This is a genomic window from Methanospirillum hungatei JF-1 (genome assembly GCF_000013445.1).
GTDB classification, from domain to species: Archaea; Halobacteriota; Methanomicrobia; order Methanomicrobiales; family Methanospirillaceae; genus Methanospirillum; species Methanospirillum hungatei.
The window spans coordinates 2,281,404-2,306,605 of the sequence record NC_007796.1 but is presented as its reverse complement, the minus strand read 5'-3'; the positions used below and the strand labels follow the sequence as shown (position 1 = coordinate 2,306,605).

Sequence of the window (25,202 nt, the reverse complement as noted above, 5' to 3'; positions counted from 1 at the left end):
CCCCTTTGCGATTTCACGTTTCAGAATCCTGCGATGGCAAGGCCAAATATGAAGAATATCACAATTAATGCAAGCGTTGCCAGAACAAATATGATGATCTGGCCCATGCTGTGTTCCACATAGGGAATTTCTCCACGATTCATCTGGTTCGCAGTATTATATGCATCGTAAATCCCGAAGATCCAGATGATGATACCTGGTATAAGAAATATCATTGATCCAATCAGAGCACCAATGAGAAAGGCAAACCCCTTGAACAGGTTTCCGTTATAGACCTGCCCCATCCCGGACCAGAGAAAACTTGCGATGGCAGCAAGGGTGGGATTCTTCTGGTTTTCAGATAAGGTATAGTGGGTTTTCTGCCCGGTTTGTTTTTCTTCGTATTTGTATTCAAAATCCTGGTTGACCTGTGCTCCACAAGATTCACAGAATTTGCTCCCCTCAGATACTTCAGCTCCACACTGATGACAGAACATGATTGCTCACACACGTATAGATGTCATAAGGGTATATGAATATTATCGAGGGATCGAAACCACGGGGTTTTCATGTAAAAAAAGGGTTATCGCTATTGAGAAAAAGGAGGTTTATTTCTCCAAAAATCGTTCCATGAACGTATTGTTGATACCATTCAGGGATTGAATAGTATCACTTTCATACTTGTATACATAGACCGGCTTCCAGTAATATCCATCTTCGGATTTATCCACTGTGTAAAAATAATAATCCCCAAACTCCCGGTCACTGTTTTCATTGAGTTTCAGCCAACCCGTTGCAGCATAGGAATACTTCCCATAATTATCAGCGATATAGAGCATCTCTTCAGGATTTTTAGGGTTATTCTGTTCTATCCATGCAGCCATTAGGGTCTGATCATATGCAAGGATCTCATAGATACAGGGGACCTTCCCCCCTTTTGCATCTTTTACTGCATCAAAAACCCGCCAATAATCTGATACCGGCGGCTGAGCGATATTAAATGAAAGAGCGGTGAATCCGGTTTTATAAGCAAACGCTGCAGCGGTTTCATTCTCCAGGATGGTTGTATGAAGTGCTGCACCATCCATACCTTCCCACCGTGCTTTGTCAAGGCCTGGATAGGCGGATGCCTGTGCCAGAAGATCACCCGTCTCATCCAGGGAGACGACGATGATGGTAACATTCCTCTCTCCGACCTCCGCAATCATCGGATCTACAATTGAATCAAGAGTTTTCAGGGCCTGGGTAAAGTCGCGGGTATGAGCCGGGTAGGTAACAGGATCTGCCATCTGCTCAGATGATGAGAACATATCGCTCAATACCTTACCATAGAGATCTTCCCGTGCAAGAATCACGATCATTGTTCTTTGAGAGTCCTGCGGGTTCATCTGGTGATATCTTAATACCGCTTTCATCAGGTTTGAATCATCAGGACATAATCTTACCATCGGATCGCCGGGGAGAGAGAGGGCTCTCGATGACGATGGATTTACCGAGAATATCCCTGTACTAGTGAGGATTGGGAGAACGCCGGATACTTCTTCTGAAGAAGAAGGACCGACTATTACCCTGGCACCCTGACTGATTAGGTCTTCAGCTGCCTGTGCAGCACTCTCCCGTGTCCCGTTGGAGGTAGATTTTATTATCGTGACTGTGGTATCCAGGCCTGATTTCGCATAACTGTCATTTAAATCTGAAACCGCAAGATCTATTGCCGCTTCTACTCCCGCTGCATATGAAGCACAGTCTCCTTGTTCATCGATTATTGTGCCGATGATAATCTCCTGGTGAGCTGAAACACACCAGATGCAGAGTAGTACTACCATAACTGAACCAATTTTCGCATTTAACCCCATGAAAACTCCTATATCTGTTGAATTCTGTGAGCAGTGAATCTTCAAGTCCCTGTATAACACATGGGCGCTGACTCCTCACATAGTGAAGGAATGTTCAGAATTTATGGCTATCGCCCTGATAGAAAGCAGACAGTATTGGATACACAAAACGTTCTGCAATATGGTAAACCGGTTTCTTATCGCTAAAGTGTATGGAGTGAACAGAGTTTGGTATTTTTTCGATTCATCAAAGACGGTATTCAAGGCATGAGAATCACAACACTATGATATGCAGGTGTATGCTTAAATTTATGAATATTAGATTTTTCAGAGAGACAAATCGGTTTCAGGAACTTAGGTATCGATATTGGCGTATCAATGATGACCTGGATACATCATCCCGTCTCTTCTCACATTATTCCAGCAATCAGCTACTTTTTTATGTTTGTCAATAGATTAATTATAACTTTTGGATTAGAATATGCCCCGAATAATTTCGCCGGATAGCCTGATCTCAATGAAGGAAGCCCAAAAACTTATTTTATCCTCATTTAAAAATCAAACAAAAAGCAGGTTCATTCCGGTAAAAAATGCTCTTGGGTATACCCTTGCAGATCCCGTCAGTATATTCAGGACCATCCCTCCGGTCACCCTTGCAGGAATGGATGGAATCGCTCTGAAAAGCAAAGAGACGAGGGGGGCATCGAATGAGCACCTCCGTGAAGTTTCCGGGATTTCCGTAAATATCGGCCTTCCTGTACCTGATGATTATGACACGATCATCTCCCCTGAAGAGGTTCGAAAAACTGAAAAAGGCCAGTACCTGATCTCAAAACCGATCTCTCCCCGTCAGCATATCATACCGAAAGGATCAGAAGCTGAAAAGGGTCAGATAATTATGCAGGCAGATCATGTACTGACCCCGTATGATATTGCAGCACTGATTCATTTCGGTGTAAAGGACGTCGCGGTAAGGCACTGGAAGGTTGGGATGATTGCCACGGGGGATGAGATAATTCCATCGAAAAAGGAACCACACCCTGGTGAGATCGTTGATACAAACACGATAATGATATCCGGATATCTTCAGGGATTTGGCGTACTCACCGAAGGGTTTCCAATAACACCTGATGAACCTGATCTTATTGCATCCCGGATACTCTCTGCATGTGATACTTGTGATATCGTTCTTGTTTTAGGGGGAACTTCTGCCGGCACAAAGGATTATTCTGTTGATGCCATAGAAAAGGCCGGGAACCTTCTTTTTCACGGTGTAGCCATGGAGCCGGGAAAGCCGGTGCTCTGTGGTTCTGTAATGGGAAAACCAGTTCTTGGCATGCCAGGTTCTCCTGCCGCCTGTTTATTATCCTTCTTCCAGTTTGTATTCCCACTGCTCAAATCCTGGGGAGTTCCCATACCTCCGAAAAAACATGTCATCGGAGAGATAACCCGGGATATTGAGCCTTTCTTTGGATATGATCTCTTTTATCTTGTCAGAACGCGATATGAAGATGGCGTTATACGTATTTTCCCTCTTGAATGGGAATTTGGATACATAACCGGCATCAGTGCAGACGGCATACTCCATCTTCCGGAGTGGAGCAACGGGTATAGAAAAGGGGAAAGAGTCCAGATATCTTTAATCAGATAGATAAAGATAGATATCTTCCAGTATCTTATATCTTCTTATGATAATTTATTATTTCAGAGATTTTATCTGATGAGTGATAGTCAAGGCAACCTCATCTCCTGCAAAAATTACCAGGACTTTCTCAAATCTTTCTGAAAATTCCAGAATATTTTTTTCTGATAACTCTTCCGGGAGAATACCCATCTTTTTACATTGTGTAGAAACGGCAGTACGGGCAAGACCGAATCCGATTATTGGAGTGAGAATGTCAATAATTTCATCATGAATATTACTCATATCTCCTCCGGAACAAAGTTTTCAGTTTCACACAAGCGTAAATAAAACAGAGTGTAGCACACAGATACGCAATACTCTGGAACCACTTTAATGAATAATCTGAATTAAAACCAAAATCAGTGCCATGACCAAAGTATCTGAAGAAGGAACCGAGAGCCATAAAGAGGGAAAATATGAGAAGTAAATCTATTATTTTACGGATTTCCCCACCAATTGTTCTCCTGGCATCATAATATACCACAACTGTTACACAAAAAAAAATGAAGATGACTATTTTTAATAGAGGGTTGAATGGACTAGTTGAATAGTCCATAAATTCTAAATCTATCATTCTGAACCCTTAGTTTCTTCAAAAAGATGGACAATGGCCTGGATTTTTTTTCGGATGATTAATGCAATAATAAGGGACAGGACAATAAAAATCAAGCCGACAATACTCTCTCCCCACTTATAGGAAGTATAAAAGTCACCCTGGAATCTAAAATAGGAGGAGAATGTTGCAGCAATAGCGGATATGAAAAGCAGAATGGATATCTGATGCAATAATCCGCCATATCTTTTTTGACACTGAAATAGGATGAAGGTTGCCAATGCAAACCCGATTGTAATCACTATTTTCAGGAGATTGTTGATAGGACTGACATCATAGGATAAAAGTTCTATTACCATGAGAATACCAGTACGATAATTACACTATTCATGTTCGATTCTTCCTGAATGCCCGTGCAGGAATGGTGATCTCAAATCGTGCTCCAACGTTTTCCCTGCCAGTCTCTTTAATCTCAAATCCTGTGATTTCCAGAATCTCACGGACCAGAAATAACCCAAGACCACTATTTTTGCCATATCCCTTTTCGAAGATTTGATTTTTCAATAAATCAGGAATGCCAATTCCATTGTCTTCATAAACAAGGACAGCCATCCCAGATACATCTTCAACGAGAGAGATGTTGATCTTTGTAACATGAATCCCGTGACGAATTGAGTTATCCATCAGATTATAGAAAACGAGCATCAGCATGGGATCTGCAAATAATTCATAATCTGTAATCTCAAGGTTGAGAACAATCGTTTCTGGCAAAAAATCAATAGCTGCGGCCTTTACCACCATATCTAAAGGCTGCCATATAGGAACACTATCACCAATTTCCTCATATTCCCGTGTAAATTGTATCTGTTGTCTGATTTTATTACTACAGGTTGATATATGACGTAGGTATTCTAAAGCCTGAGGTTCTTTCACTAGAGATGGCTTTATCAGGTCAGAGAATGCATCAAGTGCCTGAAGCTGATTCAGGATATCATGTCGTGTAATGCCTGATAAAATCTTGATCTTTTTTTTGGAGACGATTAATGCTTTTTGTATCGTATTTAAATCAGTAATGTCCCTGATAATAATTGATAACCCGATAATATTTCCATTATCGTCGGTTACAGGAGAGATCGTGTACGAGATATCTGTATCGACATTATTTCTGGATAGCAGATAGGTTCCTTTTAGAACACTTAATTCCCCTGCCATTACTTTATATAAAAGATCTAAATATTCCTCCTCTTTTTCAGGCGGAAAAATCAGGGAAATGCTTTTCCCAATTACATCATCATTTTTATATCCAAATATCTTATGAGCACCATCATTCCAGGACCGGATAATTCCATGAAGATCAATACCAATAATTGCATCTTCAGATGAAGAGACCATTGAGGCTAAAAAATGGAGTTTCTCATCACTTTTGAATTTCTCGGTAATATCCTGAGCAATGATGGCAGTTGCGAGAAAATTTGTTAAAAATGAAATTTTTGCAATTATAACAGAATACACATGAGATGCATCATTTATTTCAATAGTAACATGATGCTGCGCAACACCCTCACCACGAAACTCATGTAGCAATGATAGAATTTCCGGAGAAGAAAAGATGTCCAGATTTAATGACTGTATCCTCTTCCCAATAATATTGTCCTTAAAAATCTTGATTTTTTTCAAGTATGATTCATTGATAAATACAACACGAAGGTTTTGATCAAGAATCAATACAAAATTAGTAGAGAGATCATAGAGATTATGTGTATATTGTTCAGAGCTCAGGATGAATTTTTTAGCCTTACCAATCTCAAACATCTTCACCTGACCTGACAGGTACATCTGATCAAGATATCGTGCCGTAGTAATTCGGGATAATTCAGACAACCTTGATATTTCTGCAATAGAAAGAGGCTTTTTGACATTCTGCAATGTATTACGAAGAATCTCAATCTTCTCTTTTTGCATTGTCAGAAAATAGTTACATGAATCACTATATAAAACTCCCGTTATAGCTTATCGTTGTTCTCTGTCTTAAGTATACTAAAGAAAAACTCACATTGTGCATAATCGTCCCTGCATAGGTAAATCATATTCGGATAGAGAGAAACTTTCATTAATTTATGTAGATGACAATCATCTCATGCTTGATGTCATGAAACATTTTTTGGAGAGAGATCTAACAATAGATGTTCAGACATTTTTATCCCCAAAAAATGCCATTTCATATTTAAAAACCCATCCTATGGATTTAATATTATCCGATTATGAAATGCCTGATATGAATGGGGCTGAGTTCCTTTTACATCTCCGCTCCCAGGGAATTAATACACCATTTATACTTTATACCTCTAACAACCATGAAGAAATATCTGCAGATATTTTCAAACAAGAGTATGTTCACTATATATCAAAATGTGGCCCGATAGAGCAGCATATCACCCGGTTAAAGGAGATCATTCAGAAATACGACAATATCACCAAATCTGATTTATATGGAACCACAAGTTCTAATACGGATCTAGATCTGATCATTACGAACCTATGAATCAGGGAGAAGAGGATCATCATCACCGGACGATATGGCGTGATTTATCCAGAAATTTGTCCAAAAGAGAGATACTCTATTTTATTTCCGGTTCTCCGGATGGTGTAAGAGAACCAAAAATCAGGGAGTTCATGAAGGATGTATTCAAGTTCTCTTTTCAAGGTTCGGTTAAATCTCACTTAAAGGAGCTGGAAGCAGAGGGTCTGGTAACAAAAGAGACTCCCCGAAGAGGTGCTCCGGTCTGGCATGCGAATCCATCACTGGTCTTGGAGATGGTCAGGAATGAATTAAATGCCATGAAATTTCGTGAAAAGCAACTTTTGGAATTACAGGAGTACCTTGATGAGGTATATGGCGACTAACCCTGCCAGATGAACTCAGGTCAAATCTGAATCATATCATCAGAAGAATTATCTGATTCGGACCCAATAATGAACCTGAAGAGATACTATTCAGGAGAATATGATTTCTATCCTGGATGTCGATGACGAAGATCTCTTTCTCGATCCCGGAAATGGCTTTCTTGAAAGAACTGAAGTAATTGAAATTGCTCTCCGGATGAGAAATGTATTGCCATAAATTTTTTACTGAATGATCCATTTGAAGTCAAGATGAATCTGATTCTCTGCATTTTATAAATTTAACTGTCAGAAATGGTCTTCGGATTTTTTACTGGAGAATACTCAATTGTCTCATGAATTAATTTTTTGAACTATTGTCGCATAAGTCTTTTTTCCATCAGATAATGTAATATTTTCTACATGAAGCCACAGAACCGGTAAAGATATCCCGGACTGATGTAAGATTGAAAATTCACCATATTTACCGGTAGATTCATTATGAACAATAAACTGATAGAATTGTTTGAACCCATTCGTATCCGGAAATAATATTCTGATATTTTTTCCATATAAATCATTATCTGAATATCCCATTAATCGAGCCATTTCAGTACTTGCCCAAGTGATGATCATTGATGAATCAAATATGATTACAGGAATATGAGTGGCATCTAATAGTTGAGTATAGAGAATAGTCCGGTTTTGAGCATCATCATGTTGATTTTTCAGATCATCGATCTGAATTTTAATTTCTGCATCATGGGCAATTACTTCTTCGGTTACCCCGATGAGATCTTTATTATTTTGCAGTAATTGTAATTGTAGGGTTTTTTGTTCGGTTACATCCAGATAAGATATATATATTCTCGAAAGATCATTGTTTGGTGATGCATCCGAAACATAGTTTGAGAAATACCGAAATTTTCCATTTGAAGTAATAACAGATGAAGGAAAATAAAAATAATCCAAGCCTTCATATAGGGAAACAAACAATTCTTTTAAATTATTCATTGTTTCTTTTGTGAATAGGGGTGTCAGATATTTCATGACATTGTAGTAATCACCCCCGGTGATTAGATAATCATTCTTACTTTTTATATTTATATGTCGGACCTTAACAAGGTTACAACATTTTATCAATTCATCCGGATATTGATCCAAGTAGAATCTGATATCTTCTAAGCCTATTTTCTTTAATTCATCAAAATATTGTTTAATTTGAGAAAAATCAACTTCATTAATCGGAATAGGGGCATATTCAAATAGTGATCGGTACATTGCCTCATTTTCCATTATTTTACTTCTGGTTACTACCGTTTCCGTTATATTCGATGCAATTACTGCAATAAAAAGAGAGCCCGGCCGAATTGAAATATTCATAATTGTTATTTCATACCAATGAGAGAGTTCATTTTTATGGATTTCAAGTTCCATTTTTTTAACTTTTTGGAAAGAGAATTCTTTCAATCCCTGAATAAATTCAGGAGATGAAAAAATCTCCAAATGCAAAAAGTCTATCCTTTTCCCAATCACTGTTTTATCAGACTGGTGAAAAAAGATTAATGCAGATTTATTCATATATTGCACCTCCCATTTTTCATTCAAAATAATGATTAAGTCATTACTGATATCAATCAGACTTGAAACAGGGACGGTCTCTACAAGCATATATTTTTTGGCACACCCAATCTCGATCTTTCGCACTCTTCCGAGAATTTCTAAGGTATCCAGCTTTCTTGGGTAGTGCCCTGTTAGCAAGCTGGTAATACTAAGTGCAAATAAAGTATTAAATTTTATGTACTAAAAATTAATATAAGTTTAGATATAATTATTTTCATGGTTGGAAAACGTGGTCCTATATTGATTACGTGTCAAAATCCGGATTGTACTTATTTTCAAATTGAAGATGGAAAGAATATTACTAAAAATGGGCATAATTCTGCAGGCAATCAACAGTACTATTGCCATCACTGTCGACGTTTTTTTATTGAAACTAAAAATACTCCTCTGTATGATTCTCGTTTACCACGAACTGCTGTTCTCATAATTGCGAAACACTCGACTGAAAAAACTTCAATTCGAGGAGTATCTCGAGTTACCGGACACCATCGCGACACTATATCTCGATATTATCACTTAATCGGTGAACATGCTGAAAAACTCAACGATTATTTTATTCATGACATTTCCGCGGGGGATTGTGAGATGGATGAAATTTGGGAGTTTGTTCAAAAAAAAACAAGAATCTCCTAACAACTGACTCTGAAGAATTAGGTGATTGTTGGTCCTATACTTGTTTTAAAAGGGATTCTGGATTATTTTTAGCATTTGAATCTGGAAAAAGAAATATTGATACTTGTGCAGATATGTTAGTTCGATTTTTTAACCGAATGGAACTTCCAACGCCAGAAAACAAAATATCGATTTTTACTGATGGAAACGTCCAATATAGCATTTGTTTACCTGAATTATATTGTGAGCCATGCTTGGATTATGGTCAGGTGATCAAAGTAAAAGAGAAGAATAAACTTGTTTATGTCATTCGAGAGAAAATTATGGGAAATCCAGATAGTAAAGCAATCTCTACCTCAGTCATTGAGGGCTACAATAATAAAATCAGACAACGATTGAGCCGTTTTGGAAGGAAAACTGCCTCTTTTTCAAAAAAACTCAATAGATTCATTTCAGCGCTAAATATCTTTCAATTTGTGCATAATTTTATCGAAGTAAAAAGTAGTCACAAGTCTCCAGCAATGTTAGAAAGTATTACTGATCATCTTTGGAATTGGAGTGAGTTTTTAAACTACCATGTTCAGTTCTAAAGGAGGCCAGTACCCTTTCTTGCAACTGTATGACGATTAATCCCACTTATTTCTGCAATGTTTTTAATCATTAGTGGTTTATTAGTATGAGAAAGAGCAGAGAGAATCTTTTTTTGGATTTCATCCATACATAAATACCCAACAAATCAATATATAAATATATGTATGGCGGCGCCATTAAGATATGCTATAATAAGCTGTATGAATATATATTTCATACGACTGACTAAAAATCAGACATAAAGTAAGAAAGGGTTGAAGAAATGACCATAACCACTCATTCAATGATCCGATCACAAGATGTCTCCACACTTCAGAGACTTATTGACGAGATCCCTTGTGCAATATTCATTCTAAATTCAAACGGTATCTTTATTGAATGTAGTAAACCTTGTCTAAACGTTTTTCATTTAGATAACCCTGATCAGATAATTGGAAAAAGCCCCGAGATAATTTCTCCACCGTTTCAAAGAAATGGAAAAAATAGCAACGAAGAAATAAAAAAATGGATACTTTTAGCATGTCAGAATGGCAGTGTTACATTTAACTGGGATCATAAACGCTTGAACGGGGACATATTTCCTGCAAAAGTAACGTTATCAACGTCGATATATGAGGGAGAAACATGTGTACTTGCCACAGTTATTGATAACACCGGTAATGTTTTAGAAGAGGAAATCGAAGCGTTGATAAATGGAAACCCCTATGCTCTCATAGTTCTCAATCCAGATTTGACCATTGCCGATGTCAACCCGGCATTTTCCAGGATTTCCGGATATAATCGTGAAGAATGGATCTCTAAAAATCTTTCAGATTTTACTATCTTAAAGCGGGATGGTCAAACCGTTGAAGAGGCTATTAAGAATAAAAAAACAGTATCCGGAAAAATTATCGTTCAATTTCCAACAGGTATCAGACATATGGAATATTCTTACATTCCTGTTTTTGATGCCAATGGGGAATTAATAAAGATATACGACATTTTCGCTGATCAGACAGACATTTTCGAAAAACTTCATGAATCAGAAACCCTGATTTCTGAAAACCCCACGAGCATTATTACGACTGATATTAATGGCAATATTCTCCAATTTAATAACTCTTTTTTGGATCTTACCAGAATTCCGGGGGATCAATTACGAACGATGAATCTTGCTGATTTTAAATTATTATCGAGGGAAGGAGCAACATTTTCTGATGCACTAAACTCTAAAAATCCGGAAAAAGGGACAATGTTGGTGGATTTTGGTGACCGGATTAAAGTCCTGGAATATACATACCTACCAGTTCTGGATGTAAATAATGCGATACAAAAAATATTGTGCATATATAATGATTTAACAGATCTGAAAACATACATTGAAGAGAATAAAACTTTTGTATCTGAAAACCCGTATGCAATATTTACTTTAAATCTTGATTTACAGATAACCGATGTAAACCCGGCTTTCTCTAAATTAAGCGGATATTCAGCGGAGCAACTTCTGAAAATGAAACTACAGGATTTCATCGTCAAACAAAGAGATGGGCCGAGTGTTTCTGATGCAATAAATTCAGGGAAACTCAAAGGGGGAAGTATGGTCGTACAATTCCCAGTAGGTATCCGTCATGTAGATTACTTCTATATACCTATTAAGGATCCACGGGGAAATGTTCATAAGGTCATTGAGATTTTTTTGGATCGGACAAACCTTGTGGAACAATTGCATGAATCAGACACACTTATATCAGAAAATCCCACAAGTATTATTTCCACTGATCTCAAAGGGAATTTCCTCCAATTTAATAAGGCTTTTATGAATCTCACCCAGATTCCAGAAGAAACATTACGAACGATGAACCTTGCCGATTTCAAGCTCATTTCCAGAGATGGGGCGATGTTTTCAGATGTTCTTTCTTCGAAAAAACCGGGATATGGTTCTATGGTGGTGGATTTTGGTGACCGGATTAAAGTCCTGGAATATACATACCTACCAGTTCTGGATGTAAACAATGCGATACAAAAAATATTGTGCATATATAATGATTTAACAGATCTGAAAACATACATAGAAGAGAATAAAACTTTTGTATCTGAAAACCCGTATGCAATATTTACTTTAAATCTTGATTTACAGATAACCGATGTAAACCCGGCTTTCTCTAAATTAAGCGGATATTCAGCGGAGCAACTTCTGAAAATGAAACTACAGGATTTCATCGTCAAACAAAGAGATGGGCCGAGTGTTTCTGATGCAATAAATTCAGGGAAACTCAAAGGGGGAAGTATGGTCGTACAATTCCCAGTTGGTATCCGTCATGTAGATTACTTCTATATACCTATTAAGGATCCACGGGGAAATGTTCACAAAGTCATTGAGATTTTTTTGGATCGGACAAATCTTGTGGAACAATTACATGAATCAGAGACTTTAGTAAATGATAGTCCTGCCGGAATAATTACAACAGATCTAAATGGGAAAATTCTCTCATCAAACAAGGCATTTCAGGATATTATTCAGTTATCTGAGTCTGAATTGACTAAGATGAGTCTGCGAGATATTAATGTCATTGATCGGAAGGGATCGACATTAAATGAAATCATTTCTTCAAAGAAATATGGAACTGGGACCATTACTGTTGATCTCGGCTCATTAACAAAAATATTGAATTATACCTACATCCCCATCCTTGATGTCAATAACAATGTCACCAAAATTGTTATGATGTACATCGATATTACGACCATCAAAAAGATGGTTGTGTATCTTGAAAAATCTATCAGCAATCTGTATGAGAATATATTATCCCTATCTCATGGAAATACAAGTTTTACGTCTACTGTTCTTGATGCTGACCGGGAGATTATTGGAGCACAAGAGCAGTTTGTAAAGATAAATCAAGCAGTAAATATTGCACGTGATGCAATAGCCAGGCTTGTTTTCGATTCAACACAGATTGCAAATGCTGCTCTTGCAGGAAATCTCTCTTTTCGTGTGGATCAGACAGTACACGAGGGAGATTATCGAAAAGTAATCGAAGGGATGAATCAGACTCAGGCATCAATAGAAATTCCGGTTATGGAAGCTATGCGGATTGCAAAAGAATTTGCCGGATATAATTTTACCGCCCGGTTTGATAAAAAACTGAATATTAAGGGAGACTGGATATCATTCAGAGAGGCACTTGATGAAATTGGAGATAAGGTTGCAGAAGCGATCTCAACAATAAACATGCAGGTGAAAAATCTCTCATTAAATGCGGATCAGGCCAATGTCAACGTAGGTGAGATAGCACAGGGAGCAGGACAGATGGCACATAGTGCCAGTCAGGTATCTGCCAATGCAGAACAGGGCAATTCTGGTGTTCAGCAGATACTCAAGGCAATGGAAGATTTGACAATTACGGTTGCTGAAGTCTCTAAAAAGACTGAAGAAGTATCAGAATATTCCCGGAATGCCAATGACCTTGCTAAGGAAGGAACATCTCTTGCCAAGAAAGCTGAGGATGGAATGCATGTCATTACAATGAGTGCAGAGGATATGAACCGGTTAATTGGAGAAATTCAGCAGGATATGGGTCAAATAGGAAAAATTGTCCGGCTGATTTCTGATATTGCGAATCAGACTAACCTTCTTGCACTCAATGCAGCTATTGAAGCTGCAAGGGCTGGTGAAGCAGGAAGAGGGTTTGCGGTAGTTGCTGCAGAAGTAAAAGCCTTGGCGACTGAATCAAGAACATCCGCAGAAAACATTGCTGAAATGATCTCTTCACTTCAGAAAAAATCAGAGAATGCCGGAAATTCTGCAGAGGCTGCTGCAGAAGCAATAAAAGATGGTAATGTGGCATTGAGTGACACACTGAAGGTCTTTGGGAAACTAGCCGAATCAGTTAATGGCATCTCCATGCATATAGAGCAGGTTGCTGCGATGACTGAGGAACAGGCTTCCGGGGTGGAAGAGGTTACTGCGAGTGTGAATGAGATATCCAACCTTCTTGAAGGAAATTCCAAAGAAGCTGTGGATATTGCCGGAATCGCAGAGGAATCGGCAGCTTCAATAGATGAATTAAAGCAGGTAATTCAGCAAGTAAACTCAGGAACTGAACAGGTATCAAAAGCAGTTGCATATTTTATTGTATAAAATTTTTGATACATTCTATTCAACCAGATTACCATTATTTTCCAGGATTTATTATGAGGAGTTCTATTCATTCTCCATTACCTCAATCACAAATTATTCAGTGTTCCAATTATGAAAAAAATCAGAAGTCCAAGTATCGTGTTCTTTTGGTTGATGATGATGAAGACCTGCTGTATGTAAATCAGGTGTTTATTGAGCGATATGAAGGATTTCAGGTTGACACTGTTTCATCAGTAAAAATGGCATTAGAAAAGCTAAAGCAATATTCTCATAATGTAATAATATCAGACTATGATATGCCTGAATTGAACGGTATTGATTTCTATAAGATAGTAAGATCTGAAGGACACATTACCCCATTTATAATTTACTCAAGTAAAAGCCGGAAAGAGATTTCTCTTTGTCATCAAATACCTGATTCACTTATATGCCTACAGAAACAAACCAATGTATCACAGGGATGTAAAGAACTCGTAACTCTTATTCGCCAAATAATTTCGTAATTCTACTCACGATGCTAATTACTCATAGGAAATATCAAATTGATTTTTATTATAAAGATATTTTATGGGAGTATTAACCTGAATGGGACTAATTTTTTATCATAACTATTATCACGAATTCTGACACAATCTGTTACCCCATGTCCCAAATCATCTCCAATCAACTCCACCAAAGACTTCTTCTAACGGCCGCTGCAGTCGGAATGTTTTTAGACGGGCTTGACGGCTCGATTGTAACAATAATTCTCCCACAGATTTCAGAATCATTCAACACCGATACCGGGACAGCTTCCTGGGTCATTATCACCTATCTCCTGATGATGGCAGGATTAATCCTCATCATAGGAAAAATTGCCGAACGAGGACATATCAGGAAGATATTCCTCTTGGGTTTGTGTGTCTTCACTGCTGGATCTGCTGCGTGTGGAATTGCCCCCGACCTCGAAATTCTTCTGGCTGCCCGGATTTTACAAGGAATCGGAGCAGCTATGCTTGCAGCAACCGCCTCATTACTCTGTGTCACCTACCTTCCAAAGGATATGTACGGGATGGCCTTTGGAGCGATTTCCATGTCAGTATCAGTCGGGGTAGCAACCGGTCCGGCAATCGGAGGATTTATTGCCCAGTATTTCTCCTGGCACTGGGCATTTCTCATGAATGTCCCTGTCGGCATCCTTATTCTGGCTTTTGGTATGTATATCATTCCTCCCGATATTCCTCGTGAAATTCAACCATTTGACCTGTACGGATCAATTCTTCTCTTTGGATTGATGGTGTCATGCGTATATTGTCTTGAACGCATTTCTCACCTGGGGATATCTGACCTGCAGATCCTGCTCAGTGGGAGCATCAGTATTGCCTGTCTGATTGCCTTTTACATTCGTGAGCGGATGTGCCACATACTCCTGATACATATCCGGGTGTTTTCAGTCATGAACTTTACCGCAACACTCCTTGCATTTCTCATTTACGGGTGTGTATCTATGGGTATTTTCTATCTCCTTCCATTCTTCCTCCAGGCAGGGATGGCATATGACCCGGCAATGGCCGGACTGTTTCTCCTCATTCCACCGCTCATAACCGCAATAATAGGCATTCCGATGGGAAGATGGTCTGATCTTATCGGCAGAAGACCATTTGCAATAGCAGCAGCAGTATTATCTATTGCAGCGAGCGGGATATTTATGATAATCATTCCGGAAACCGGGTTTATTCCACTTATCTTTGGCCTTCTCATTATGGGTCTCTTTATGGGTTGTTTTGGCGGACCGGTTGCCAGCAGGGTTGTAGAAAATGCTCCTCCTGGAGAAGAGGGTACTGGAACATCACTCATGGTCACTGCAGTATACCTTGGAAGTGTCCTTGGTACCGCTCTGTTTGCAACATTTTTTACCTTGGGAAGCGCAGAAACAGGAATTTCAGCATTCTCTGATCTTGATCCGGAGAAATTTTTACACGGATTTCACCTCTCAATGACTGCGGGTTTTATCCTTTCAGTTCTGGCACTCATACTGTCGGTCATTGTCAGAGAAAAGAAGACCCGGGAGAACTCAGTACGGATTTAAAATAGACAGAATAAAGCCGAATCACATCATCATGGTGAAGTACTTACATGGATCATCAACCTGATACAACCGGAGTCACCCTTCTGAAAGGTGATCCGAAAATTGCCATTATCAAACTCTCTATTCCGATGATAGTGGCCATGCTGCTCATGTCCACCTATAACCTGGTGAATGCCATCTGGGTGGCCGGACTTGGGGCAGATGCCCTGGCAGCAGTTGGTTTCATCACTCCCCTGTTTATGATTCTCATCGGACTGGCAAATGGTCTTGGAGCCGGAGCTACATCAGTAATTTCCCGAAGGATCGGTGCAGGGGACAGAAATGGAGCTCATACAACTGCAATTCAGGCAGTTCTTCTGAGCATCGTGATATCGATTGTCATATCTCTTGTGCTAATTACATTCAGCAGACCACTGATGGTCCTGTTTGGCGCAGGAAATACTGTAGATCTCGCAGTAGAGTATGGAAATATCGTATTTGCAGGGACCATCCTGATCCTTTTCACAAATGTCGGATATGGCATTCTCAGGGGAGAAGGAGATACCAAACGGACGATGTACGTGATGGGAGCAGCATCCATTATCAACATCGTTCTTGATCCCATCTTCATCTACTATCTGAACTGGGGTATTGCCGGTGCGGCCTGGGGTATGATAGTATCGCTGGTTCTCATTGCATCTGTCCAGATATACTGGTTCTGTATCAAAAAGGATACTTATATTACCTTTTCAAAAGATATGAACCTTCATGAGACCAGGCATATCAAAGATGTTCTGGCAATCGGACTTCCGGCCAGTTGTGAATTTTTTCTGATGGCAATTCTCTCTGTTTTTATTAATATACTGCTGGTCATGGTAGCGAATACTGATGCTGTCGCGGTATATACAGCAGGATGGCGGGTTATTATGTTTGCAATCATTCCTCTTGTCGCAATATCCACCTCTGTTGTAGCAGTTACCGGTGCAGCATTTGGAGGACGGCATTTTGAAAAGTTTCCGGTTATTCATAACTTTTCTGTTCTCTTAGGCATTGTCATAGCTACCATCATTGCAATTCTGACCTGGCTTTTTGCAGATCAGATCTCGTTTATATTTTCATACTCAGCTGAGGGAGCACATCTGGCGCCATCAATAGCAGCATTCCTTGCGACGATGTGTATATTTTATCCATTTGTATCTCCGGGAATTATGTCATCCTCTGTCTTTCAGGGAACCGGGCGGGGATTGTCATCACTTTTTCTCAATGTGCTCAGAGAGATAGTATTCATGGCATCTGCCTCATATCTGCTCGGCGTTGTTCTGGGTTATGGTGAACACGGCATCTGGTGGGGACTTATTATCGGAGATATTCTTGGTGGAATTACCGGGTATATCTGGGTCAGGTTGTACATCAGCAGAATTATCAGATATACCTAAATCACTAATTTATTACATATTTTCAACAGAAAAAAGTCATCCCCTTAAAAGGGGTCTGAACGCTGAAGGTGAGAAGCGTATTCTGATCTCTTATCTTCATCCTATAGATGGGCAGGTCTCTGGATCCAATTGGATACATGTAATATAACTCCAAAGTTAAATGAAATTGGAATGATTTATTTTACTGAAGCAGATATTGACCGACTGATAGAAGACGATCTACCGGCTGGAGATATGACAACCTTCCTGTTAGATCTCGCAGGAAAGAAAGGATCTATTGCATTGATCGCCCGAAATGAGATGATAGCCTGCTGTACTGAAGAAGCAGTCCGGCTTTATAAAAAAGCAGGACTGGAGGTTGGAGATTTTGTCGCATCAGGTACCAGATTACAACCTGGAGACAGACTGATTGAAGCGAAAGGAGAGGCCTCTGCAATCCATATTATCTGGCGGACGGGAAGTGCGATGATCGAGTTTGCTTCAGGTATTGCAGGTCGGACAAATCAACTGGTAATGGCAGCAAAGAAAGAAAATCCTTCAATATCAGTGGCAGGGACCCGGAAACACCCCCCGTTTGTTAAAAAAATGGCATTAAAAGCATTGATGGCAGGAGGAGGGGTTCCACACCGGACCGGGCTCTCTGATACCATCCTCATCTTCCGTGAACATCTGTTATTTACCGGCGGATATGAACGCCTGCCAGAGGTTATCCGCTCAGTCAAAGAGAAGATGAAAGAGAGAAAAATCGTTATAGAAGCACATAGCCTGAAGGAGGCATTGATTGCAGCTAAATCCGGAGCGGATGCAGTTCAGATGGACAAGAGTACACAGGAAATCTTTTCTGAATGTTCAGGAAAGTGTCGTGCCATCAATCCGAATATCTGCATGATAGCTGCCGGGGCTATTAATGATTCGAATGCAGGAATGTATGCAAAAGCAGGGGCAGATGTGCTGGTCACTTCATGGATGTATTTCGCTCCTCCGGCCGATATCATGGCAGAGATCCTGCCAATAGATGAATACTAAGCCTCACGTTATTTTCTATTAATTTTATCCTATTTTTTCTTTTTCGTTCAAAAATTGAGATTTTTCAGAGGGACAATACCTTCAAATATAATATTTTTAAATTTTAATACCTGGAATATCCTTTGGTATGTCAAGGATTGCTTATTGGGCTATTTATTGCCGTTTTATCCCTTATTTTTACCGGAGCATCAGCCGAAACAGAGAACCTTTCAGACATACGGGATCTGATCCCGGCAGGCATGGAGATAGACAAAGAGACACTCTATGAGCTCTTTGAGCCAGAACCCATACCATCTGAAGCAGATGCACGATTCCTTACCATCTTATCTGATGAAGGATTTGAAGTCCAGCAGGGAGCAGTAAAAAAATTAGATCTCATTAAACTAACCGAACTCGGCGTTCTCCCCGATGCGGAGGGAAATAATGCAGATAATCCCTACTATGCATTCGCCCTTCCCCGATCACCAGGCCAGACGGTTGCCAATGACCATGAATTCCCCAATGGGATGAGTGGTAATGTCAGACTCAGACCAAATGAGGCCGCTTGATGATCGGAAAGACCCCGTCTGGGGTAAAATTTTTCAATTACCCAACATTCATGGTCTTTCGGACGATTGGATCAGAGCGGGCAATGATATTTGCTGGGCTTGGTGATTCATTAAATATCGGCACCATACAGGCAGAAACAGGAACAGACGGATTTGATCAGCCTCTCATGATCATCTATTCGGCAGATAAGACGATTGCAGAACGGGTCCAATCTTTTGCAATAGCAGCAGGATACCCTGCGAGCATGAATCATATCAAGCAGATACCGTCTCCGATGGTGAATATGGGACTTGAGGAGGATGATGAGTCTTTCGGATTTGGTATCAGGGTCGGGGTATTTGATACACCGAAGGTGCAAGATCAGTATATGAGCGATGTGTACACTATGTATCGTGTTTACCGGCTGACACCGAACCAGTCTCAACCATTAAACCCCTACCCGGTATCAGATCTCCGGATACGGGGGACAGGAAAGACAGAATTTGACCTGATGCCTCCGGTGAACCACTTACGTGATGCCATCATAGCGGCATATCCGGGATACACATACCAGGAGATGAAGACCGGGATATCATTCCCTGAAAGTAGTCAGGTGATGCAGAATAATGAGCAGGCATATGGAGAGAACAGGGATGCCACATATCTGGGGAGTGAAAAGTTTACCCTGAAGGAAGGACAGTTTGCTGTGAGCTACGGTGTCAATCACGCAGCATTCGGGAAGGTAGTATACAGTAATATCGTCGCATATGGTGCTGAAAAGATAAACGGTGTGGTCACTGGAGATAATACCCAGTTTGAAGGGAGAGCATCCCGATATATTCCTGATGATCCCAATGCCCCGATGCTGTATGCGTACACGATCACCAGAACAGAATCAGATGAGCCATATACGATGAACGTTCCAACAGGTCCATATCTCGAGGGAATACCGCTGGATGAGGAGATGTGGATCGGGTAGAGAGCATATTTGGAACCGGAGACCAATGTCGGACCGGCATATCCGGAACTTATATATGATAAGGTCATCGCATTCACCCCCCTATAACTTCTTTTCTTCCATCTTCAGACAAAAAATTCAAAAAAAGAAAAATTTCGATTGAGAATACAGAACTTTTAAATAAAAACGTTACCAATAGTGTCCTGTAAGTATATTTGTCATTATTTGGTCTGAAAAATGATTGATACAGATAACAGTGTCTCTACAAATCAGATCTCATTATTGTATGTTGATGATGAAGAGGTACTTCTCCATCTTGGTAAGCGATTCCTTGAGCGAATGGGGGAATTTTCCGTCGATATTGTTCAATCAGCTGGAGAAGTTCTTCTTCCCGGCTTTTTGCAAAAATATGATGCAATAATCTCTGACTACCAGATGCCCGTTATTGATGGGATTGAATTTCTCAAAGCAATAAGAGAACAGGGAAATGATATACCATTTATACTCTTTACCGGGAGGGGTCGGGAAGAGGTTGTCATTGAAGCAATTAATAACGGGGCAGATTTTTATCTGCAAAAAGGGGGTGAACCAAAATCCCAGTTTGCTGAATTATCACATAAAATCAAACAGGCGGTCGCGAGAAAAAGGGCAGAAAAATCACTAAAGGACTCACAAAAACAACTTGCAGATATTATTGATTTTCTTCCTGATGCAACCTTTGCCATAGATCGGTCTGGCACGATCATTGCGTGGAACCGGGCAATTGAGAAGATGACCGGTTACTCCTCATCACAAATGCTTGGGAAAGGAAACTATGAGTATGCTGCTACACTTTATGGGCATCGTCATCCGGTTCTGATTGATCTTCTCAATGAGAGCAATGAGGTCTTATCCAGGTATTATACCAACATTTCACGTTCAGGAAATGTAATTCAGGCAGAAGCGGAGTATGTCAATACACAAGGGGATTTGATCGCACTATTTATAAAGGCCTGTCCTCTGTATGATAATGAGGGGAACATTACTGGATATATTGAATCGATTCGTGATATAACAGAAGTGAAAAAATCTGCACGAAAGATAGAGGAGAATGAAAGAAAATATCGGGTTCTGGCCGAGTATTCACGGGATGCTATTCTCATCATTGGATTTGACGGAACAATATTTTATATCAACCCTGCCGGTGTCCGGATGGTTGAAGAAGAATCTGCGGATACAGTGCTTGCAAGAAAAAACGTGATGACATATGTCCATCCTGATTTCTATGACCTGGTTTTGCATGATATAGAACAGGTAAGATCAGGAAATGATTCATACATCTCACAGTATAAACTCATCACTGGCAAAAACCGTGAAATCTGGATCGAGACCCAGGGGAGAAAGATACAAATGGATGTGGCAGATGCAATATATGTCACATTCCGTGATATCACTCAAAAGAAACAGTTGGAAGAAGAGCGGGATATCTTTCTTAAACGATTATTATCTCAACAAAAATTCACGGACGCCCTTCTTGATGCACTCCCTCTCCCGGTTTTTTGGAAGGATAAGAACTTCAGATTTATGGGTTGCAATCAGGCATATTGTACATATATGGGGATATCAAAAGAAGACCTGGTGGGAAAAACAATTGATGAGGTATGGCCTGACCACAATATATCGCTTGAGACAATAACCCACGATCAGGAGTTAATTCATAACAATCCGGTTCAAAAATATCAGATAAAAGAGGGTGTTGCACCAATGATCAATATCATGCAGGATCACAAATGATCGATCTCTACCCCTTAAGCTATCAACCAAAATAGACTAATTGATGTATGAACCTGCATGTATCAATTCCCACTTTACATACTGTGTTTGCAAAAATATAGGAAAAACCTGAACCTCTTGACGGTTTTATAATATTCGTAGCAAATTCTTTAATTTTAACTATACCCTCAAATCTGATAAGTTTTTTTATATTATGCACTAATGCAGCTAAAAAGAATTCTCCCTCGCAATTCTCTTTCCCTTTTTGAGAGAAACTCCTAAACCTCATATTATGTTTCATATTACCAAAAACTGGTTCGACCATGTATTTTCGTTTTCGATATAACTCTCTACCAGTGGGGGATTTCACACGTACTTCCATAACTCGTTTACAAATTTCCTGAGTTGTTGCTTGTTTCTCTCTGTTCATAAAAGATTGCCAAACAAACGTCCCGATACTTTGCAATTCCGGAAATGTGATTATTTCTCCCATACAAATCGCCCGACATATCATTTCCATTCGTGAGATATACCCATCATTATCTGAATATTCTGGAATTTTTCTTTCTTTAGAAGGAGGGATGATGAGTTGAATGCCATAATCCAATTCTGCTAAAGAATTCGGGTATGAGAAATAACCTGCATCAGATAGTAGTATATTAGGCGAAATTGATGGATGAATACCCGTAAAAAGGTCTTCGAGTTCATTTAGCATAGGTATTAATAATTTTTTATCGTTTTGCTCATCTGATATCATTGCAGCGAGGATAAATTGATTTTCAGAAACGATAATCTGCCCATTATACCCTTGAATCCAGCCATTGGTGGTTGACATTATCTGACTTTCAGGATCAGTGAGATTTACTTTTGAATCTGAAGATGGCTCTTTTTTAGGCTCTAAAGGCTTTCTACCTCGTTTCTTTTTACCCGATTCTAATTCTTCTTTTTCGCGGTCCAGAATCTTTTCTTCTTGTTTTTTAGATTCGATATCATGTCGTTCAATTAATTTCTCTTTAGCCCGATTAAGAACTTCCTTTCGTTTTTCTTTTGTTGAAAGATGCTCAGGTAGTCGGTTAATCTCCATATCCTGAATATTTATATCATCGTTTTCTAACTCATCAATTTCCTGTGATTCATCAAAAAGCCGACCTAGCTCTGCTTCAAGGTATTTTAATTTTTTATTGGCTGATAAAGAGGCATTACAGCCAAATTTTGATCCATCGAGGGCTAGGACACCGATTCTTGCTATCCCGGATTCTACGATAATTTGAGATAATTGTTTAAAAAGGGATTTGATTTCTTTTGAATTATTCTTCTTGAAACGATAGATCGTTGTATGGTCAGGTGTAAGATTATTGGCGACGATCCGATATCCAATATCATAATGGCAGCACATCTCAATTTTTCTGCTAGATTTTTCTCCACGAATCATTGAATAAATTATTATTCCAAGCATTGAACGAGGATCAAAAAAGGCAGAACCGCGACCATCGTCACGATATTTATTAATAAATGGACTAATATCGAGAATCGAAAGAATTTCTAATATGCCATAAGTAATATCATTTTCAGATAGCCAGTCCATCGCATTGACAGGGAGTAAAAATTGTTGTTCATTACCATATCCTCTAATCATGTTATAGCGATGAGACATATAATATATTGATCTTAATAATATATATAATTAAGCTTTAATAATTTATATTAAGCTTTTTTTGTGTTTGTGCAACAGCCTCAAAACTCACCGATAAATCTGGAAAAACTCATCATATCATCGTCTCAAAAAGTATCTTTTATGATCATGCTGGTAATATTGCAGGAATCGTTGGATCAATGCAGGATATTACCGAATATAAGTCTTTAATTGGGGATCTGAAAAACAGGGAGGAGTTATTCAGGATGATTGTCACCCAATCTTCAGACATCTTTATGATCGTCTCCCCCAAGTATGAAGTGACCTATATAAGTCCGAATCATTCTTCTTTAACGGGTTTTCTTACAGAAGAGGTCATTGGGCCTGCAGGCAAGGTTGTCCATCCCGATGATTTCCCGGTTGTAAAATCCAGGTTGGACAGACTTATAAACAATATTTCCGTGATCGAAACTGCAGAATTCAGAACACTAAAACGTGATGGTTCATATGTTCTCCTGGAAGGGGTAGGAGTAAATTGCATTGATAATCCGGCGATTCAGGGTATTCTGATTACCGCTCGAGATATTACCAACCGAAAGAAAACTGAACGGGGATTATCTCTGATGACGCGGTTATTCAAGAATATTTCGAATTCTTCTCCAATATTTGCAGCACTTCTTGATGAACATGGGTTCATCGTCTTTTCGAACCGATCATTCTCAAAAAAGAATGGCAATCCGGATAAAGAAAAAAATGGAAGGAGAATTCATGAGTTATTTAAATCAGATTGGGAGACAGAATGTTCAAAGATTCTTCGGGAAGTTATAGAAAAAGGACAGCCCTCGGTTCAGGAGTGCCGGATAGATCTCAAAGAGGGAGAGAGAATTTTATCTGCAGTTTTCTTCCCCATCTCTGAAGATGACAGGACATTTATCGGATTTATTGGATTGGATATTACCGAACAAAAATCATTGATCTGCCAGCTAAATAAGAGTATCAATCAGAACGAGGTCCTTGAAAGACTAGTCGAAGAACGGACTGCGGAAATCGCAAATTTATTGGAGATGAAAAATCTCCTCATTACCGCTATCGCTCATGATCTGAGAACTCCCCTTACTCCTCTTATCGCTCTACTCCCCTTACTTGAAAACGAGGATGATACACAGAAAAGAACTGAAATAATTCAAATTCTAGAGAAAAATGCCACTCGGATTGCATCAATTATACAGACACTTCTTCATTTCAATGACCTAGGATCACCATACCGGGTTGAAGATGAATCCGAAATAAATCTCAAAAAATTAATCGATAATTTGCTCAATGTCCATTCTATCGCCGCAAATAAAAAAGATATTTCCATTCTGACAGATATCCCTGATACGATTTGCATTAACTCTTCTTTACCCCATGTAATATCCATCTTTGATAATGTCATTACAAATGCCCTGAAATACTCATATGCAGGGGGCACCATCAGAATATATACCGAAGACCTTGGACAGATGGTCAGGATTTGTGTTCAGGATAATGGAGTGGGTCTGACAGAAAAGGATTTATCCAGGATTTTTGAACCTTTTTTTAAAGCCGATCCCTCCCGTCATGACCGTTCATCATCAGGTCTGGGCCTTTCTGTGACAAAACGATTAATCATGGCTATTGGGGGAGAAATATATATTCGAAGTGAGGGCCTGGGGAAAGGAACAGAAGTAGAGATCAGGTTGAAGAAAATGATCTGATCCCTGAACGTATATCCAGACTTTTTCGATAATCTCTCAAGATTCAGCGGACTGATATTGGGAATTACCTGGGATATAAAAAAACACAGAATGTAACAATTATACTAAATTCGATGATAAAATTCGTTCGATCTCTCTTTATATATTAAATTTAGGTATCAGGACGCCAAATATCAGAATATTATATCTGACAAAAAACAACGAACTAG

The 25,202-nt window shown here is 39.2% G+C and carries 20 protein-coding genes; 13 read left to right on the top strand and 7 right to left on the bottom strand.

Annotation, left to right across the window (positions count from 1 at the left end; translation table 11 throughout):
• Positions 1 to 20: 20 nt before the first annotated feature.
• Together MHUN_RS10605 and MHUN_RS10600 are read right to left on the bottom strand one after the other, a co-directional pair.
• Positions 21 to 476 (bottom strand): zinc ribbon domain-containing protein, encoded by a 456-nt coding sequence (locus MHUN_RS10605; RefSeq protein ID WP_011449011.1) that lies wholly within the window; start codon positions 474 to 476, stop codon positions 21 to 23.
• A gap of 111 nt (positions 477 to 587) precedes the next feature.
• On the bottom strand, positions 588 to 1,835 hold the full coding sequence (locus tag MHUN_RS10600; RefSeq protein WP_011449010.1) for an ABC transporter substrate-binding protein: 1,248 nt from the start codon (positions 1,833 to 1,835) through the stop codon (positions 588 to 590).
• A 496-nt stretch (positions 1,836 to 2,331) separates the two neighbouring features.
• Here MHUN_RS10600 and MHUN_RS10595 point away from each other — a divergent pair, with 496 nt between their 5' ends.
• On the top strand, positions 2,332 to 3,465 hold the full coding sequence (locus MHUN_RS10595) for a molybdopterin molybdotransferase MoeA (RefSeq protein WP_158498216.1): 1,134 nt from the start codon (positions 2,332 to 2,334) through the stop codon (positions 3,463 to 3,465).
• Between the two features lie 48 nt (positions 3,466 to 3,513).
• Here MHUN_RS10595 and MHUN_RS10590 read toward each other — a convergent pair whose 3' ends face one another.
• The 3 genes from MHUN_RS10590 to MHUN_RS17670 all read right to left on the bottom strand — a co-directional run bounded on the left by MHUN_RS10590 (position 3,514) and on the right by MHUN_RS17670 (position 6,013).
• A complete protein-coding gene (locus MHUN_RS10590; protein ID WP_011449008.1) occupies positions 3,514 to 3,741 on the bottom strand; it encodes a hypothetical protein in 228 nt (75 codons plus the stop codon).
• Between the two features lie 327 nt (positions 3,742 to 4,068).
• A complete protein-coding gene (locus MHUN_RS10580) occupies positions 4,069 to 4,410 on the bottom strand; it encodes a hypothetical protein (protein ID WP_011449006.1) in 342 nt (113 codons plus the stop codon).
• A 28-nt stretch (positions 4,411 to 4,438) separates the two neighbouring features.
• Positions 4,439 to 6,013, bottom strand: a complete 1,575-nt coding sequence (locus tag MHUN_RS17670; RefSeq protein WP_011449005.1) for a sensor histidine kinase — start codon at positions 6,011 to 6,013, stop codon at positions 4,439 to 4,441.
• A gap of 94 nt (positions 6,014 to 6,107) precedes the next feature.
• Between MHUN_RS17670 and MHUN_RS10570 the strand changes: the two genes are divergently transcribed.
• Together MHUN_RS10570 and MHUN_RS10565 are read left to right on the top strand one after the other, a co-directional pair.
• On the top strand, positions 6,108 to 6,593 hold the full coding sequence (locus MHUN_RS10570) for a response regulator (RefSeq protein WP_011449004.1): 486 nt from the start codon (positions 6,108 to 6,110) through the stop codon (positions 6,591 to 6,593).
• A complete protein-coding gene (locus MHUN_RS10565; RefSeq protein WP_011449003.1) occupies positions 6,590 to 6,955 on the top strand; it encodes a hypothetical protein in 366 nt (121 codons plus the stop codon). Before MHUN_RS10570 ends, MHUN_RS10565 begins: the two co-directional genes overlap by 4 nt.
• Before the next feature lie 330 nt (positions 6,956 to 7,285).
• Here the strand turns inward: MHUN_RS10565 and MHUN_RS10560 are convergent, their stop codons facing one another.
• A complete protein-coding gene (locus MHUN_RS10560) occupies positions 7,286 to 8,512 on the bottom strand; it encodes a PAS domain-containing protein (protein WP_239441522.1) in 1,227 nt (408 codons plus the stop codon).
• Positions 8,513 to 8,770: 258 nt separating this feature from the next.
• Between MHUN_RS10560 and MHUN_RS18340 the strand changes: the two genes are divergently transcribed.
• The 9 genes from MHUN_RS18340 to MHUN_RS10515 all read left to right on the top strand — a co-directional run bounded on the left by MHUN_RS18340 (position 8,771) and on the right by MHUN_RS10515 (position 21,645).
• Positions 8,771 to 9,756, top strand: a protein-coding gene (locus MHUN_RS18340; protein ID WP_143709314.1) for an IS1-like element ISMhu11 family transposase whose coding sequence is annotated in 2 segments (ribosomal slippage) — positions 8,771 to 9,164 and positions 9,164 to 9,756 — 987 coding nt in all. Because the reading frame shifts where the segments join, the coding sequence is not laid out codon by codon here.
• Between the two features lie 263 nt (positions 9,757 to 10,019).
• A complete protein-coding gene (locus MHUN_RS17665) occupies positions 10,020 to 13,877 on the top strand; it encodes a methyl-accepting chemotaxis protein (protein WP_011449001.1) in 3,858 nt (1,285 codons plus the stop codon).
• 53 nt (positions 13,878 to 13,930) lie between these two features.
• Positions 13,931 to 14,380: a response regulator gene (locus tag MHUN_RS10545; protein ID WP_052288884.1), complete on the top strand. Its 450-nt coding sequence runs from the start codon at positions 13,931 to 13,933 to the stop codon at positions 14,378 to 14,380.
• A gap of 140 nt (positions 14,381 to 14,520) precedes the next feature.
• Positions 14,521 to 15,945 carry an MFS transporter gene (locus tag MHUN_RS10540; RefSeq protein WP_011448999.1) on the top strand — a complete coding sequence of 475 codons (1,425 nt, stop codon included), beginning with the start codon at positions 14,521 to 14,523 and terminating at the stop codon, positions 15,943 to 15,945.
• Positions 15,946 to 15,992: 47 nt separating this feature from the next.
• Positions 15,993 to 17,360 (top strand): MATE family efflux transporter, encoded by a 1,368-nt coding sequence (locus MHUN_RS10535; protein ID WP_011448998.1) that lies wholly within the window; start codon positions 15,993 to 15,995, stop codon positions 17,358 to 17,360.
• A 171-nt stretch (positions 17,361 to 17,531) separates the two neighbouring features.
• Positions 17,532 to 18,386 (top strand): ModD protein, encoded by an 855-nt coding sequence (gene modD / locus MHUN_RS10530; RefSeq protein ID WP_048067448.1) that lies wholly within the window; start codon positions 17,532 to 17,534, stop codon positions 18,384 to 18,386.
• Between the two features lie 122 nt (positions 18,387 to 18,508).
• Complete coding sequence (locus MHUN_RS10525) at positions 18,509 to 18,934, top strand: hypothetical protein (RefSeq protein WP_143709469.1); 426 nt, start codon at positions 18,509 to 18,511, stop codon at positions 18,932 to 18,934.
• Positions 18,934 to 19,893 carry a hypothetical protein gene (locus MHUN_RS10520; protein ID WP_048067446.1) on the top strand — a complete coding sequence of 320 codons (960 nt, stop codon included), beginning with the start codon at positions 18,934 to 18,936 and terminating at the stop codon, positions 19,891 to 19,893. Before MHUN_RS10525 ends, MHUN_RS10520 begins: the two co-directional genes overlap by 1 nt.
• Before the next feature lie 216 nt (positions 19,894 to 20,109).
• Positions 20,110 to 21,645, top strand: a complete 1,536-nt coding sequence (locus MHUN_RS10515) for a response regulator (protein ID WP_011448996.1) — start codon at positions 20,110 to 20,112, stop codon at positions 21,643 to 21,645.
• 22 nt (positions 21,646 to 21,667) lie between these two features.
• Here MHUN_RS10515 and MHUN_RS10510 read toward each other — a convergent pair whose 3' ends face one another.
• Positions 21,668 to 23,278 carry an IS1182-like element ISMhu2 family transposase gene (locus tag MHUN_RS10510; RefSeq protein ID WP_011447087.1) on the bottom strand — a complete coding sequence of 537 codons (1,611 nt, stop codon included), beginning with the start codon at positions 23,276 to 23,278 and terminating at the stop codon, positions 21,668 to 21,670.
• A gap of 179 nt (positions 23,279 to 23,457) precedes the next feature.
• On the opposite strand from MHUN_RS10510, the gene MHUN_RS10505 reads away from it, so the two are divergent.
• The gene (locus MHUN_RS10505) at positions 23,458 to 24,993 is read left to right on the top strand and encodes a PAS domain-containing sensor histidine kinase (protein ID WP_011448995.1); all 1,536 of its coding nucleotides are present in this window, start codon (positions 23,458 to 23,460) and stop codon (positions 24,991 to 24,993) included.
• Positions 24,994 to 25,202 lie beyond the last annotated feature (209 nt).